Below are 15,474 nucleotides of genomic sequence, written 5' to 3' on the forward strand. Positions count from 1 at the left end.
CTTTCACCTTCAGATTAAGATTGAATAATATGGATAAAGTCGATTGATTTAATCGGAATTAGAAACGGGGTAGAGAAAATGGAAGGCGGAACATCCTTATTCATTCAAAAGTTTATACAATCTCCTTTACAGATAGGCAGTCTGTTTCCAAGTTCTGCTGCCTTAGCGGAGAAAATGACGTCAAATTTAAATTGGGAAAATATAAATAAAGTTGCGGAATTGGGTGCAGGTACAGGGGTTATCACTCGTTCGATTATGACAAACATGCTTCCGGGCACTAAACTGCATGTTTTTGAGAAAGACAGCGAAATGAGGAAAGGACTACAAATGAAATTTCCAGAAGCCTCCTATTATGATGATGCGTGTGGAATCATAAAGAGCTTTGGGAATAGCGAAGGGACGCTTGATGCCGTATTTTCTGGCCTGCCTTTTTCGAATTTTAATAAAAGTATCAGGATGAAAATTGTTGATGAAATATATCGGTCTTTAAGACCAGGGGGAATACTCGTAGCGTTTCAGTATTCTACACAGATGAAAAAGTCATTTCAGACTGCATTTAAAGTAGTGGATATCTCTTTCGTACCGAAGAACTTTCCACCAGCTTTTGTGTATATTTGTGAAAAATAAAAACCGGAAGCCCATCCATGGGATACCGGTATGAGATTTAACGATAAGAATGGTCTAAATGGTCAGATATAAGATGCTTATGAACCATAGCTTCCATACCTGTAATGATTAAAGCCACCAAGATTGAACCCCATATTGAGATTGAAACAGCCGGGAGAATGAGGGCCAGCAGATAAACAAGGATAAATGTGGCTGCGAAGTCGATCATCAGCTGTTTTACGTATGAAATTCTTGAAATCATGATATATTCCATGAGCACGCCGATTGGAGCAAGTACTGCCGTGATCCAGATGATGGGCTGGACAAGCTTAAAGTCTACACTTTTAAAAAGGAAGTTGGCTAGAATAAGAGCTAGCGGAATTCCTAGAAATTTAATCATCAAGCTTTGCATGATGAATCACTCCTTATAGGTTGTTGTTTTGCTGGCTGATCTCGCCTTCGTTCAAGTACAGGTTGGCATCTTCTAATTTTTGATGCTGATCTAAAGATTCACCGCGAAAGTTTTTATTTTTAGCTGTTTTTATTTTTCTTTTTTCTCTGTTTTTATCGTTCTTCATCGTTTTAGCTCCTTACGTTTTTAGTACGACTTTTATGCAATCTTCCTTGTGGTCATTAAATAAATCATAGCCATTAGCCGCCTCTTCCAAGGGGAGAGTATGTGTAATAATTTCACGAGGGTCGAATTCTTCAGCCATAATCTTATCCATTAACGTGCTCATGAGATGTATAACAGGAGCCTGTCCCATTTTTAAAGTGATGTTTCTTGAAAAGAATGCACCAAGCGGGAAGCTATTATAAAGACCTCCATATACACCTGTTATCTGTACCGTTCCAAATTTACGTACGGCTTTTGTTGCAATCTGAATGGGTCCAAGTGTACCGCCTTGAAGTTTCAGCGTTTGTCCCACTTTTTCCATCGGTGATTTTTTACCATCCATCCCTACACAATCGATGACCACGTCGGCACCGCCAAGCGTCATTTCTTTAAGATGCTCACCAGTATCGGCAAACTTTGAAAAATTAACAGCCTCCACATTGTTCATCTTTTTCGCTTTAAGAAGACGGTAATCCAGATGATCAACTGCGATTACGCGGTTTGCTCCAAGCATCCATGCAAATTTTTGAGCAAAAAGCCCAACTGGTCCGCATCCAAGTACGATCACGGAATCCCCTTTTTTCATACCGCTGTTCAGCACACTCCAATACGCTGTCGGAAGTACGTCAGATAGGAATAGAAAATATTCGTCCTCCATCTCAACTGTATCTGGAATCTTAAAAGGAGTGAAGTTTGCGAATGGAACTCTTAAATACTCTGCCTGGCCACCAGGATAGTTGCCGAATTTTTCTGAGTAACCTAAATATGCACCAGAATCGTAATGCGGATTTGCGTTGTCGCACTGGCTTTCCATCTGATGAGTGCAGTAGTGACAGCTTCCACAAGCTACGTTAAAGGGTATGACAACACGGTCTCCTTTTTTAACAGAAGTTACGTCTGTACCTGTTTCCTCAACAATTCCCATCGGTTCATGTCCGATAATATATCCTTTTGGGAGAGGGAAATTACCTTGATAAAGATGCAGATCAGAGCCGCAAATCGTTGTAGATGTGATCCTGACGATAATATCATCCTTTTTTAATAACTTTGGATCCTCAACCGACTTCACTTGTATATCTCGTTTACCTTGATACGTAACAGCTTTCATCCTCTTACCTCCAATTTTACATTCCTTATCAGAATGAACGTCGTGGCACTGTTTTATACCTATTTTCAAAAGTAATCGTTCAAAGTGTCATAAAAAGGGATGAGAGTGGGTATTACTTCAATAAGAAAGTATTTAAAAGGAGGCGGGCGAGGTGGAATATTCGCTGTACAAAAAAGACGGCAAGTTTCCATGTGATGTTACAGTCGACTATGAAAACATGGTCTTTACAGTACGGGACAGCGATACAACGGGTGAAGTGTTCAACAGTGCGAGTGAAGTTGCAGAATGGATTAAGCAGCACTGGTCTGTGGATCAATTTCAACAACCAGATGATTATTATGATTTAATGAAACATCTCGAAAGCTCCCTGCAGGAAGAAATCAAATACGAATAATTGGGGTCAGGCCAGGTGAAATTCACTTGGCTTTTTTTAATGGTCTCATATGGGAAACTCTGTCATAATGGATAAAAAAAGATGGGGGAGTTCACCTATGAAAACGAGCGAATTTGAACAGCTTTTGCCGTCTTTATTCGGGAGATGGCTAACGACTTTTGAAGATGAAGGAGAGTATGGTTTTACAAACCAAATCGAAAAAGATAATAAAAGAGTAGCTTATGCGACAAACTTGACTCCTGAAACGATAGAGAAAGCAATACAAGCCAATGCGGATCTGCTTCTCACTCATCATGATGCATGGGATTTCCTTTATGGTATGAGAGAAGAGTGTGTTAAGAAGTTAAAGAAAAACGAAATCTCACATTTTTTTATTCATTTGCCACTTGATTTTGTGGAATTTGGTACATGCACGTCATTGTTTGAACAGATAAAAATTGATGAGATGACAAGATATTCTAGTTTTGAAAACGATAAAGAGTATCCAGGAATCGGAACCTTTCATAAAGCACTTTCGTTCTCAGAGCTAAAAAGCCGACTGGAATCTAAACTGGCTGAACCTGTCCGGGCTTGGCAAAACCATGACCGGCCAATTAAAAAGGTGGCTATCCTAACAGGGGCAGGGAATAACTCTGCATTAATTAAATTTGCAAAAGAAAATGACTGTGATGCATTTATTACAGGTGAAAGGACCTTGTATTCTGTGCAGTACGCTAAGTTTGCAGGAGTCAATTTATATGTTGGAAGCCATACGTATACTGAGATTTTTGGTGTAGAAAGTTTCGGAAGGAAAGTTAAGAAAACATACCCAGTTATTGAGCTTATTCAAATAAAAGAAGATCACATCGAGTCCGTCGAAGACCATAGTTTTTCTTGTACTTAATCAGTCGTCCTCCATTTGTTTGGAGGTTTTTTTGTGCATTACATGAATTCAGTTCTTCTAATTTGATAAAAACCGTACATATTAATAGAGTTGTTTTTTATTTAAAAGCATATTAATTTAATGTTACATAACAGTATGTTAAAGTAGTATTAAGTAACATAAAATTAGGTGATGATTTCGATGGAATATGTAGAAGCATTGAGGGATATTAAACAAATTAATGCCATAAAGCGATTTTTAAAGAAACAATCAGATCGTGATTATGTTCTTTTTGTATTTGGAATCAATACAGGTTTAAAAATTACGGAAATGCTCTCCATTAAAGTCGAAGATATCATGACTGAACAATCATGTATAAAAAGTTATTATTCATGGGTTCCTAAGGAAGGCGAATCCACAAAAGAAGTATTCCTGAATGAAACCGTTCAGAAAATTTTGTTTCTATATATCCAGTCTGCCAACTTAAAGAGTGAGGATTATCTGTTTTTATCTAAAAAAACAAAGATGCCAATAACAAGACAGCAGGCATACCGCATTATCAGTCAAGCTGCCGCTCAAGTGGGAATCAAAGGCAAGATCGGCACTAATTCTTTGAGGAAAACGTTTGGCTTCCATGCCTATAAACGCGGAGTTGCAATATCCCTTCTGCAAAAACACTTCAATCATTCAAATCCGTCTGAAACACTAAAATATTTGGGGATATCCAAAAATGAAGACATTAAAACTCAAATTGATGTAAGGCTCTAAATTTTTGTTTACTAAAATCCAAGGGAGGTATTCTTTATGTGTAGATATAGAGAAATATCTGTTAGGATGCATGTTAAATGGAGGTTCGAAGTATGACAAATGAAACAATCATTAATAATCAGATAACCGAGCAAATGAATAAGCAACACCGTAAGTTAACTAAGGGGAAGCTAGCGCTACGAGGATTTTTAATTACAATTGGTGCAGTTCTAATGGCGGTCGGACTGGAAATTTTCTTAGTACCAAACAACGTTATTGATGGCGGGATTGCCGGTATTTCAATCATGGCATCTCACCTAACTGGTTTAAGCCTGGGAATCTTCCTATTCGGCCTGAACTTGCCGTTTATTTTTATCGGTTATAAGCAAATCGGTAAAACTTTTGCTATTTCAACTTTATATGGAATTATAATTCTTTCTATCGCAACGACTCTTTTACATCCAGTACCGCCTTTTACAGATGACTTGCTGCTTGCTACCGTTTTTGGCGGGATTTTTATCGGCGTAGGGATCGGTATGGTTATCCGAAGCGGAGGTTCATTGGATGGTACAGAGATATTAGCAATTTTGTCAAACAGCAAACTGCCTTTCTCTGTTGGCGAAATTATTATGTTCTTTAACATCTTTATCCTTGGAGCAGCAGGTTTTGTCTTTACTTGGGACAGAGCGATGTACTCATTGATTGCTTATTTTATCGCATATAAAACCATCGATCTAACGATTACAGGTCTCGAGGAATCGAAATCTGCGTGGATTATCAGTGAGAACCATAAAGAAATCGGTGACGCGATCCTTCACAGACTCGGACGCGGTGTTACTTACTTAAAAGGTGAAGGAGCTTATACGGGAGACGAAAAAGGTGTTGTGTTCTGTGTGATCACTCGTTTAGAAGAAGCGAAACTGAAAGACATCGTGGATGAATTTGATTCTAGCGCGTTCCTTGCCATTGCAGACATTGCAGAAGTAAAGGGCGGAAGGTTTAAAAAGAGAGGAATCCATTAACAATTAGAACAAGAGGGTGTCTCTGCATCGGGACATCCTCTTTTTATTATTCATTATTCATTTATAGATCTTTAAATTTTTTAACGGTCTTCAAAAATTTTTATAGGTCCTCAAAAAAATTTATGGGTCTTCACTGCTAGCATGCTCATTTTTAAATCTCCACACATGCTTTTAAAAGCCAGTCTGCTCCTGTCTGCAGATTTTCTGCTACGTAATCAGGCAGCACGTTCGATGTTTGGTGATTTTGTTCATAAGCAGCAGTTCCTGAACCAGTAAGAACTAACACGGCTATGCAACCTGCGGATTTTGCAGCCATTATATCTGTCCAGCGGTCCCCGAATACGGCGCATTTTGATAAATCTAAAGAATGCTCCTTTGCGGCTTTTTCGAGCATCCCGGTGGAAGGTTTTCTGCATTGGCAGCCTTCCTTATGGTGATGAGGACAAAGGTAGATTTCGTCAAAACCAAAAGCTTTAAGTTCTCTGACAAAATCATCCTCTGATGCTTCTGCTCTGCTGATTCCAGGCTGATTTGTAAAAGAAAACACTGGAATGCCTTTTGCTTTTATTTGTTCAATCACTTCAGCCGAATAAGAAAACAACTGAAATTCTCCGGGGTATTCAACTCTATCTGATCCGCCGATTGTGCCGTCACGGTCTAAGAAAACAGCTTGCAGGTCATCATTCATAAAGAATCAGCTCCTAATTAAATTTAATGTCGGCATGAGGGCATCGCTCTTTTAACATACTTAAGAACTTATCTCGATCTTTCGGTGAAATAAGCGCCATGCCGAATTGGTATTTGATATTGATCCTTTTAAGTGATAACGCGGGGCTTGAAAGCGGGTTCCACGTTTTGTGTGCAGATATAATCTCACGGTAAGGAATTCTTTTATTGATTGGTCCGCAGCGGATCACTAATTCTTTTTCGTCTAATACATAATATGTAGTAAACCAAAGCCAGCTGATAAAAATGATAAACACAATATTCAAGAGCATAGGAAAAATAGATTCTCCCATATCTACTTCCCCAGAGATAAATGCAGAAATGGTGAGGAAGGTTCCATAGCCAATGCTGCCAAACAGAATTAAGCTTAGCCAGACATCTTTTTTTGATGTGAATTTCAAGATAATCACCCCTTAAAAAGTATAACTGAAATGACCATTAGTTGAAGAAGCAGGAACAAGCATGTTGTAATTACTACTGCGTTTTTCTTTTTATAACCGTGTCTGAAAAAATAAACGACAATAGAGATAACGATGATATTCAAACTAAACAACATAGGTAAATGAAAGGCTTCTGGTAAATGTGATCGAACTAGTTTTGGGATGACATTCGGTAAAAATATAAAAAATAATAATAGAAAACCTATTAAGCTATGTTTCAAAATAACACGTCCAGTCAGTACCATTTGTTTCCATTATACGGTAAAATAGGTGAGGCTTGCAGATTAATATTAATGGGGGAAGCGGCATGGAAATCTTATTAATACGACATGGGGAATCAGAGGCTGATATTTTACAAGTTCACGAGGGAAGAGCGGACTTTGAACTAACTGATCGGGGACGGAAGCAAGTAAGAGCGATGGCTGAAAAGGTGAAACGTGATTTTCCGCCAGAATTTATTTATGCTAGCACACTGAAAAGAGCGAGTGAAACAGCTCAAGTTTTGGCTGATACGATTGGATGCCCGCTTCGGCACGAGGAAGAACTGATGGAACATAATAACGGAGTACAGGCAGGATTAAGTTTTGAGGAAGCGAAAAGTCTAAAAGCACCTGTACACTTGCATGAGAGGTTTGATGAAGGTGAATCACATATCGAGTTTCGAATGAGGATTGAGACCATCTTTTCTAAGATTTTAGCAAACTCTAAACATAAAAGAATCGCGATTGTAGCCCATGGCGGTGTTATCAACTGTCTTCTCCGGTCCTTTTTCGATATGCCGATCTCTAAGAATTTTTATTTCTTAAACGGAGATACAGGGATCAGCTTTTTAGAAATCAGTGAAAGAGGGAAAGTTGTTCACTTTTTGAATAATACAAGCCACCTTGAAACAGATGAAGAGCTTAAATCCTTCTAAGCTCATTTTTTTATGCGCTGAAATACTTATCTGTAACTTTTTACATATTCATCCGTATTGATTAATAGGGTAAAGAAACACAATTAAAGGGGACAGAGTATGAATATCTTATTATTTTCAATTGTTGTGGGGCTGGCGGCAGCGCTTGTGGTCCTTCCGATCTCACCAATAAAAAAGCCGTCAAAAAAAGAAACGAAATACAATATGACGTACGCTATTATAGGAACGATTATTTGCACGGTACCGATTGTGTTTGCTTTCTATTATATTACGAATTTAGACCGCAACTTTTCTTCTATTTGGATGCTGGCGACCATTATTACTGGATTAGGAGCATTTTTTGCGACAGGAAAAGAGCGGATGATCAAATTGCTGCTTTTCACCCTGAGTATTTTTATCGGCGTGTACTTTTTAACGGCAGGTTTGTTCAATGCTGATGAAAAGTATCAGATAGCCAAAATGCAGGAAAAGACTGAGATTGATACGTTCGATGAAAAAGAAACGCCAGCGAGTGTTCCGCCAAAGTTTGCGCGCAACAAGATGAGAAAGTCATTTGGGCAAGTGCCAAACACGAGCTATTATGAACTTGGCAATCTCCAGATTCAAAAAGTAAAAGGAGAATATGTCTATATTGCACCTGTGGAGTTTTCCGGCTTCTTTAAATGGTGGAACGGCGATGTGACGCCGGGTTACTTTACGCTTAGTGCAACTGATTCTTCAGCGAACCCGAAGTTCATAAAATCCGATATGCTGTATACTCCATCATCTTATTTTAACAAAAACATGGAACGCCACATGCGGTCGGCATACCCTGAATACATCTTTTATGGCGAACCGCAGTTAGAGATTGACGATAACGGAAAACCTTATTATGTTCGCTCATATGGGGAGTTTATCTCTGCGCGAAATGGATTTGAAGTAAAAGGAAGTGTTGTCGTCGATCCGAAGAACGGGCAAACAAAAGACTACAAATTAAAAGATGCGCCAACCTTCATTGACGGTGCCGTTTCACCAGAGACGGTAAGTCTGCAAAATAGTTATTTTGGAAATTATGTTCATGGCTTCTTAAACAGCAAGTTCGGCAAAAAAGATGTTAAGCTTCCTTCTGATGAAGGTACAGAAGCTAACGTAAGTCCGATCTTTGATGAAAACGGAGATATGTACTATTTTACTGACTTCACGAGTCCGAAAGAGGGAGTGGATTCTATGCTGGGCTACTCGCTTACGAACGCGAGAACCGGCAAGGCTACCTACTATACTGGTAATCTAGAGGAATCGTATATGGATTCTCAAGGTGCCCTGCAGATCATCCAGAAGAAGTTCATCGAAAAGAAATGGGACGGTGAAATGCCTGTACTATATAACTTTTACGGAGAACCAAGCTGGTTAACGCCGGTGCTTGATTCCAATGGATTTTTACAGAATTACTTCATCGTATCTGCAGCAAACCCAGAAATCTCTGTATACGGAAACACGCCAAACAATGCGCTGAAACAATATAAAACAGCATTGCAGCGCGGCGGGGGAAGTGTGGATGGAAGTTCTGAGGCTGAAGAAAAACAAGTAACGGGCACTGTTCTTCGTGTTTACAAAGAAAAAACGGGTGACTATACGATCGTGTCTTTCTTGTTAGACAATCGTCAGAGCTATGTCGTTTCTTCAGAAAGCAACCCGCTATCTATCTATCTTAAAGAAAGCGATAAAGTGGACGTAACGTATCAAGATACAGGAGAATCCTTCTTGCCTGTAACTGAGATCGCGATTGAAGGACTTAATTAAACAAAAAAAGCAGTGCATTTCGAAATTGAAATGACACTGCTTTTTCTTTTACTTATTGCTCCGGTACATAGCGTCTTGCACCAGAAAACTCTACTGCGTATGCAGGAGTTGAGATTGGATCTAAGCGAACGGTTGATGCTGTGTTCGGAGAGTGGATCATCATTCCGTTTCCAGCATACATCGCAACGTGGTGCACGCGGCCTTTTCCTTCATCATAAGCAAAGAACATGAGGTCTCCTGGCTTAAGCTGATCTTTATCTACGATCAGTCCTTCTTTTGATTGCGGTCCAGAATCTCTCGGGATTGTAATTCCATTTGCCTTATGAACCGTATGTGTAAAACCAGAGCAGTCAAACCCGAAGCCTGCCGCTCCAGCCCAAAGATATGGGAGACCGAGGAACTTTTTCGCTTCTTCTACAAGCTGTTCACCTGTCGGAACAGGAATATCACTTTCATTCTTATAAACCTTTGCATCTTTCGCATCCAGCCAGCGTACTTTACCTTCTGGAGTTAAAACAGCAATCGTGTGCCGGAATGCTTTTAAAACAGGAAGTCTTGTGTTGTAGCTTAATTCTAAGTCTTGTTTATGGCCGAACGGCGCTTTAGAAAGCCATGCCGTCGGATTAGTGATGAGAGCAAACGGCTTACCATCTGCACTCTCAAATCGGTCTGAGGTTGTAAGCTGTTCTAACGGCATCCAGCCAGGATATCCAAGTTCATTTCTTGGAGTGGGCTGTCCATAAACCGCAACTTTAACCCATTCGCCTTGCTGTTCTAAAACCCGGACCTTTTGTCCATAAAGAGCTTGCGTCTCAAGTTCTCCAACAAGCCAAAGCTTTTGTTCATAAGACATACTTGTTGTCCATTCTCTAAGATCAACAGGATTCGAGAGGGAAGGGCCATCAATATCATCACGTGCTGCATCTGGATTTGACCATAGTGTGGCAGCTGCAACATCAACATAAAGATCTTGCCCGATTACATTTGTTTCAGCTGTTCCTTTTTCAGCAGAAGCGGTGTTTGTGAACATGCCTAGTAACATCGCAAGCGAAAAAAGAACCTTCATTAGTTTTCGCATTTTTTGTCGCTCCTTTTTCTCTTTTTCCTCACAATTCGAGTTTTCTATAACTTTTTCCTTTATGGAGAACTAAAGATAAGTCAAATATCCTTCTGTTAAGGCTATGAAACATGAAACTAAGGTACTAAAAGAGGAAAATTACAGGTCAAAAGAAGGGGAGGGGAATGCATGGGATGAAAATAAAACAAAAAGGCTTAACCCAAAAGGATCTATTCCTCTTGAGTCAGCCTCTCTTACTTAACTAATCAAAAAACGATTTACTTCCATCAAATGGTTTCCGTAAACTACAAAAGCGGATAATACTCCTGCCAGAAGAAGGTACAAAGCAAGGACTACGATCTTCGTTTTCATGTTTGATACATAATAATTTTTTTGCTGATCATATACTTTCTTTGTTTCTGCTTTTTCAGCTAACAAACTCTTTTCATAAGCTTCAAAATAAGCGGCAGTGTTGAAGTCTGGTAATACAGGAAGAGAAGTGATTCCTTCAGGGTCTGACTCGTGATAGGCTTGTGCCAGAGCTTCTCTTTTATTGCGGTCTTTTTCATATTCTTCCCGCAGGGTTTTCAGAAAACGCTCACGATTATTTAGCATCTCAAGCTCTACAATGATCTTATGCTTCTCAATTTTCTTTTTATCCTGAAGGATTGGAAAAGTAAATCCTGTAGGAACACTGTCCTTTACGCGGTTTTTAGCAACACGAACATCTTCTATATAAGTCCCGATGATATGAGAAAAGTTCGGCATATCCCGGTATTCGTTTAATTCCTGCTGAATGTGTGAAAGTTTTTGCTGTTCAACTTCAAAGGCTTCTAATGTGAGCTCTGTTCTTTTATGTTCAAAATCTTCACGAACCCGTTTCCACCAAGTCATAATTCCGAAAAGGAAGACTAAGAAAATAATCGGATCTGGTGATATGAACAAGTACGGAATAACGATGAGGAGCCCGATAAACCAAATCTTTGTAGATAACACACCAACGATCCGACCGCCATCGAGCGGAGAAACAGGGAACAGGTTGAACAGGTTGATTATAGCTCCTAAAAAGATAACAAGACCCCAGAACGGCTGCCCGGTAGATTCATATAAAAAAACTGCGGGCATGAACGAGAGAAGCCCGAATAAAGGCCCTGCATAGGCAATATAAGCTTCGTCTTTTGCGTTCTTAGGCATTTCCTTCATACCGATCGCTGCACCCATAAAGGGTATGAATATAGCGGGTGAGGTCTTTATCCCTTTTTGTTTTGCTGCGACCAGATGTCCCATCTCATGGACAAATATTAAATAGACGATCGCTACTGCGAATTTCCATCCGTAAAAGACGGCATAAGCACCCATTGAAATGAACATGGAAATGAGTGTAGCGAACTTACCTAGTTTTAATAATCCGAACACCCATTTTAATTTACTTAATAAGAATAAACCAATACCCGCAAGAATCGTCCATAAACGGGACTGATTTTGCTTTTCTGCTTTTTCAGCCATGTATGAATCCCCCAAATGATTTCTTAATTCTATCTTAAATGATATACGTTTGAAGTGGAAAGAAGTTTCTTTTAGGTGATTGTTTCTCCGTTTTATTAGACAGTGAGCGTCACAGCTCATGCTGATAACAGGACAAAAATTAAAGCTAACCGAAAAGGTGGTCATGAAAGTAGTTGATTTGCGTTTCAGATACTCGCTTTCCGTGGGGTTGGCGGTGAGCCCACAGGAGTCTAGCATCTTACACTCCAATCAACCTATCAATGAAGAGGTGTCAGATATGAGCGGAAGGTAACGACCTAGGTGTAGAACCTGAAAGCAGCCTTTTAGCATGGGTATCCTAGAACTACACCAAAAAAATTTAGGAACAAAGAATGTCACTTGTATTTCTATAAAATTCCCTTTTCTTGTCGTTTTTTATTCGAAAATTGGGGGTATACGAAAAAGAGTACCCCTTTATTGAGTACTAATCGATTCGAATGATGTGTAAAGATGAGAAGGAGGGATCGGTTTGCCTGTGCAAAATGAACAATTAATCCAAGCAGACCCTTTTGTGTTGAGCAAATCCGAAGTTGTTCACGCTGTTAAGAAGTACTTGAACCGTGAAGGCTATGAAACAAGAAATCTTGGAGATCTCTGCGGTATTGATCTAGCAGCAGCAAATGAATACCATACACTGTTAATTGAAGCCCAAGGGAACCATGCTGAACACCACGAGAAAGAAACTGTATTTACAGGCAGTCAGCTAGATAAGCATATGAGCTGTCAGCTTATAAAATTGCTGAAAAACTATGAAAAAAATCCAGCGAAAACGTTAGTAATGGCAAATCCAGATACCCCTCGAATACGAAAGATGACAGAAAATATAAAACAAGCACTAGATGATCTTGGCGTTGTTCGCTTTTGGGTTAAAGCAGATGGAAGTATTGAGTGGGAATAATAAGTAAAAGGAAAGCACCGGAGATCTCACTCCGGTGCTATTTTACTTTTTCGATTGTATCATGGCTTTGTTCATATAGCTCAGGCAGTACGTTCATTTCTTCTATGTCACGTTTCGTTTTTTCTGTGCCAAGCAAGTAGAGAAAACGGAACAATTCGTAAGCAAGTTTACTGTCTTTACCTCGGTCATGTTCCGCATAAGCTTCATTAAAGTGCCTTTTAGGAGACCAAATATCTAACCACTCTTTTTTTGTGTTGGCTTTCATCTCATAGATAATATGTTCCAGTTGCTTTTTTTCATCATATGAAGCCTGAATTTCAAAATAATGAATAAGATCATCTGCCGGTATTGGCTGTATTTCACCCTTAGCTGTTACAAAGAACGTTTCTTTTTGTTCCATATCAAAAACCTCCTTTTTCTTTCCATTCCTTCTGTAAGAGTATTTGAAACATGGGATGAGGCCATCATAAAAAATGATACAAAAAAGAAGCTATCAGGAGCATAGCTTCTTTTAATATAAATTTGCATTTCGTTTTAATAAGGAATACACATACATATCGTAAAATTTGTCTTCAGCTTTTTGGTATTCTTTTAATAGTGCCTCTTGATTAAACCCGAGCTTCTCAACAAGTGCTCTTGATGAGGAATTCTCTGGTCTGATCGTAGCTGCGATCCGGTTAAATTCCATTCCGTTAAAACCATAATGAATTATCGCTCTTAATGCTTCATTCATAAAGCCTTTATGCCAATATTCTCGGTTAAGTTCATATCCGACCTCTGTGCGCTTATCTGATTTGCTCCAGTTATGAAAGCCGCAAGTACCAATCAGTTTTCCCTCACCTTGGAGAACGATTCCCCAGCGAATAGCACTTCCTGATTTAAAACCTTTTTCAAAAGCTTCAATGAGTGAAAATGCATCCTCTTCTGACTTCAAAGGTTCCATTCCATAGTATTGCAGTGCCTCTGCATCTGAGAAAGTAGAGTAGATCTCAGCAATATCAGACTGCAGTACTGGCCGGAGCTTCAGCCTTTCTGTTTCAATAACGGGGAAATTATCATATGTGTTCAAAAAAGCACCTTCTTTTATGAAATTGATTTTAGTTTCATTTCATCTATAAAAAGCTGTGTTAAATAAGGATCCCACTGCGTACCTTTTCCATCTTCTAAGATCACGAGTGCTTTTTCATGTGTCATTCCTTTTCGATATGGGCGGTCGGAAGTCATTGCATCATAAGCATCTGCAACTGCAATAATCCTTCCGAAAACAGGGATATCCTCGCCTGCAAGCTGTTCGGGATAGCCTTTGCCATCATACCGTTCGTGATGATAACGTACACCAGGAAGCAGCGGCTTCATTGCATCAAACGGCTGAACTTGTGCAAGTATATCTGCTCCGATAACCGGGTGTTTTTTTATTTGTTCAAATTCCTCAGGTGTCAGTTTCTCTTCCTTTAAAAGTACGATATCAGGTATTCCGATTTTGCCGATATCATGAAGCAATGCAGCTTTTCGAAGCTGCAGAAGCTGCTGAAAAGGAAGACCAGCCATCTGGCCTATTTTCATAGCATAGTCTGCAACACGGAGGCTATGACCAGCTGTGTATGGATCTCTTGCATCCAATGTAGCCGCCATCGTCGCAAAAAAGCTCTCAAGCAATTGTTTGTTTTCATGTTCACGAGACTGGATCGCCCTGGCCATATGGTTGAACCCCTTAATAAGCTTTGAAAACTCATCGGAATATAGATCATCTACTTTTGCGTTTGAGTTGCCTGTGCGGACTTCATACATACCAGCTTGAAGTTCATTCATGGGCTGCTGAATATCCTTAAAAAGAAGAAACGCACCAAAAATAGCAAAGGAAATACCTATAAGAAGTACGAAGAATGCCCAGCTCCAGTAAGAACCGTTAACTGGTGATGATAGTTGATACAATCGCACCTGATTTGCCAAAGCGAACAATAAGAGTGGGAATGTCCCGATAAAAAGTGTGCTCCACTGAATTTTACGCTGGATAGATATATGTCTGGAAGTTGCTAAAGACAAAATCACGCCATGATCTTTCAGTGTTTTCTCCTGAATATTTCTTAAAACAGGCTGAACAGCTTTTGTCGTTAAAAAGAACTCAATGATCGCATGCATGCCAGCAACTAAAATCGCGCCTAGTGAGGCAAGATATATGTAGTAATAAGGTAATGTTAAGTATTCAAAGTAAATAGCTGAAGCTGTTAAACACACCGCAGGAATAGACAGGCCGAAAAGGTGCGGACCAAGTATACGCTTTACTGTCCGAATCGGGAAATGGTGCGCATGAAAATATGCTTTTTCTGCCAGCTGCAATGCAGGTTGTTTTTTACTGAAATATGTACGGAAAACAGAAGTATGCATACGGAAAAACAGATATTCTAATAAAAACATGATTATGCAGGAAGAAACAAGTATTCCGCATAATACAAAGATTTCTTTGGCCGAAAAACGGAGTGTTGTGAATAGAAAGACGCCGCCAACTCCTAAAACCGCAGCAGTTGAACCAATTACATAATTCTTTAATAAACGTCTTTCAAATTGTTCGTGTACAGTCAATTCTCCACCCGCCTTTCTTACTATTACTTTTAAAACGATACTAATAGCATACCTTACAAAAACTTGGAAAAAAAGCTATTTTTCTACATTTTATTACATTTTTTGTAGATTTTCTTATCTTCGTATTATAAATATCGTATTTTTTTTCGTTTCCTTTAACTTAAAGGTGTAAATGAAG

Annotated in this window: 18 protein-coding genes; 8 read left to right on the forward strand and 10 right to left on the reverse strand. The window is 39.3% G+C overall.

Annotation, left to right across the window (positions count from 1 at the left end):
- The first annotated feature begins 78 nt into the window (after positions 1-78).
- On the forward strand, positions 79-627 hold the full coding sequence (locus ABE41_RS07395; protein ID WP_066288260.1) for a class I SAM-dependent methyltransferase: 549 nt from the start codon (positions 79-81) through the stop codon (positions 625-627).
- Between the two features lie 37 nt (positions 628-664).
- On the opposite strand, the gene ABE41_RS07400 is transcribed toward ABE41_RS07395, so the two are convergent.
- The 3 genes from ABE41_RS07400 to ABE41_RS07405 are packed head-to-tail and all read right to left on the reverse strand — an operon-like array spanning position 665 to position 2,330.
- Entirely contained in the window at positions 665-1,018 is a 354-nt protein-coding gene (locus ABE41_RS07400; protein ID WP_066288263.1) for a DUF2512 family protein, read from the reverse strand.
- A 13-nt stretch (positions 1,019-1,031) separates the two neighbouring features.
- Complete coding sequence (locus ABE41_RS20995) at positions 1,032-1,184, reverse strand: hypothetical protein (protein WP_156774245.1); 153 nt, start codon at positions 1,182-1,184, stop codon at positions 1,032-1,034.
- A 12-nt stretch (positions 1,185-1,196) separates the two neighbouring features.
- On the reverse strand, positions 1,197-2,330 hold the full coding sequence (locus tag ABE41_RS07405) for a zinc-dependent alcohol dehydrogenase (RefSeq protein WP_066288268.1): 1,134 nt from the start codon (positions 2,328-2,330) through the stop codon (positions 1,197-1,199).
- A gap of 151 nt (positions 2,331-2,481) precedes the next feature.
- On the opposite strand from ABE41_RS07405, the gene ABE41_RS07410 reads away from it, so the two are divergent.
- The 4 genes from ABE41_RS07410 (at position 2,482) to ABE41_RS07425 (ending at position 5,355) form a co-directional block, all read left to right on the forward strand.
- A complete protein-coding gene (locus ABE41_RS07410) occupies positions 2,482-2,724 on the forward strand; it encodes a glycine--tRNA ligase (protein WP_066288271.1) in 243 nt (80 codons plus the stop codon).
- Between the two features lie 97 nt (positions 2,725-2,821).
- Entirely contained in the window at positions 2,822-3,607 is a 786-nt protein-coding gene (locus ABE41_RS07415) for a Nif3-like dinuclear metal center hexameric protein (RefSeq protein WP_066288274.1), read from the forward strand.
- Between the two features lie 180 nt (positions 3,608-3,787).
- Positions 3,788-4,354 carry a tyrosine-type recombinase/integrase gene (locus ABE41_RS07420; protein WP_066288277.1) on the forward strand — a complete coding sequence of 189 codons (567 nt, stop codon included), beginning with the start codon at positions 3,788-3,790 and terminating at the stop codon, positions 4,352-4,354.
- Positions 4,355-4,446: 92 nt separating this feature from the next.
- Positions 4,447-5,355 (forward strand): YitT family protein, encoded by a 909-nt coding sequence (locus tag ABE41_RS07425; RefSeq protein WP_172827338.1) that lies wholly within the window; start codon positions 4,447-4,449, stop codon positions 5,353-5,355.
- A gap of 151 nt (positions 5,356-5,506) precedes the next feature.
- On the opposite strand, the gene ABE41_RS07430 is transcribed toward ABE41_RS07425, so the two are convergent.
- Both ABE41_RS07430 and ABE41_RS07435 read right to left on the reverse strand, forming a co-directional pair.
- Positions 5,507-6,043, reverse strand: a complete 537-nt coding sequence (locus ABE41_RS07430) for an HAD-IIIA family hydrolase (RefSeq protein ID WP_066288283.1) — start codon at positions 6,041-6,043, stop codon at positions 5,507-5,509.
- Between the two features lie 13 nt (positions 6,044-6,056).
- Positions 6,057-6,482, reverse strand: a complete 426-nt coding sequence (locus tag ABE41_RS07435; protein ID WP_066288285.1) for a PH domain-containing protein — start codon at positions 6,480-6,482, stop codon at positions 6,057-6,059.
- A gap of 346 nt (positions 6,483-6,828) precedes the next feature.
- Here ABE41_RS07435 and ABE41_RS07440 point away from each other — a divergent pair, with 346 nt between their 5' ends.
- On the forward strand, positions 6,829-7,437 hold the full coding sequence (locus ABE41_RS07440) for a histidine phosphatase family protein (RefSeq protein WP_066288288.1): 609 nt from the start codon (positions 6,829-6,831) through the stop codon (positions 7,435-7,437).
- Between the two features lie 99 nt (positions 7,438-7,536).
- Complete coding sequence (locus ABE41_RS07445) at positions 7,537-9,216, forward strand: DMT family transporter (RefSeq protein WP_066288290.1); 1,680 nt, start codon at positions 7,537-7,539, stop codon at positions 9,214-9,216.
- Positions 9,217-9,268: 52 nt separating this feature from the next.
- Here the strand turns inward: ABE41_RS07445 and ABE41_RS07450 are convergent, their stop codons facing one another.
- Positions 9,269-10,294: a C40 family peptidase gene (locus ABE41_RS07450; RefSeq protein WP_066288292.1), complete on the reverse strand. Its 1,026-nt coding sequence runs from the start codon at positions 10,292-10,294 to the stop codon at positions 9,269-9,271.
- Positions 10,295-10,531: 237 nt separating this feature from the next.
- The gene (locus ABE41_RS21370; RefSeq protein ID WP_066288295.1) at positions 10,532-11,779 is read right to left on the reverse strand and encodes a site-2 protease family protein; all 1,248 of its coding nucleotides are present in this window, start codon (positions 11,777-11,779) and stop codon (positions 10,532-10,534) included.
- A gap of 508 nt (positions 11,780-12,287) precedes the next feature.
- Here ABE41_RS21370 and ABE41_RS07460 point away from each other — a divergent pair.
- A complete protein-coding gene (locus ABE41_RS07460; RefSeq protein ID WP_066288297.1) occupies positions 12,288-12,716 on the forward strand; it encodes a hypothetical protein in 429 nt (142 codons plus the stop codon).
- Between the two features lie 37 nt (positions 12,717-12,753).
- Here ABE41_RS07460 and ABE41_RS07465 read toward each other — a convergent pair whose 3' ends face one another.
- From ABE41_RS07465 to ABE41_RS07475, 3 genes are all read right to left on the reverse strand, one after another.
- Entirely contained in the window at positions 12,754-13,116 is a 363-nt protein-coding gene (locus tag ABE41_RS07465; protein WP_066288300.1) for a hypothetical protein, read from the reverse strand.
- Between the two features lie 111 nt (positions 13,117-13,227).
- On the reverse strand, positions 13,228-13,785 hold the full coding sequence (locus ABE41_RS07470; protein WP_066288303.1) for a GNAT family N-acetyltransferase: 558 nt from the start codon (positions 13,783-13,785) through the stop codon (positions 13,228-13,230).
- Between the two features lie 14 nt (positions 13,786-13,799).
- Positions 13,800-15,296, reverse strand: a complete 1,497-nt coding sequence (locus ABE41_RS07475; protein WP_066288306.1) for an HD-GYP domain-containing protein — start codon at positions 15,294-15,296, stop codon at positions 13,800-13,802.
- Positions 15,297-15,474: the final 178 nt, after the last annotated feature.

The sequence above is a fragment of the Fictibacillus arsenicus genome (assembly GCF_001642935.1).
GTDB lineage: Bacteria > Bacillota > Bacilli > Bacillales > Fictibacillaceae > Fictibacillus > Fictibacillus arsenicus_B.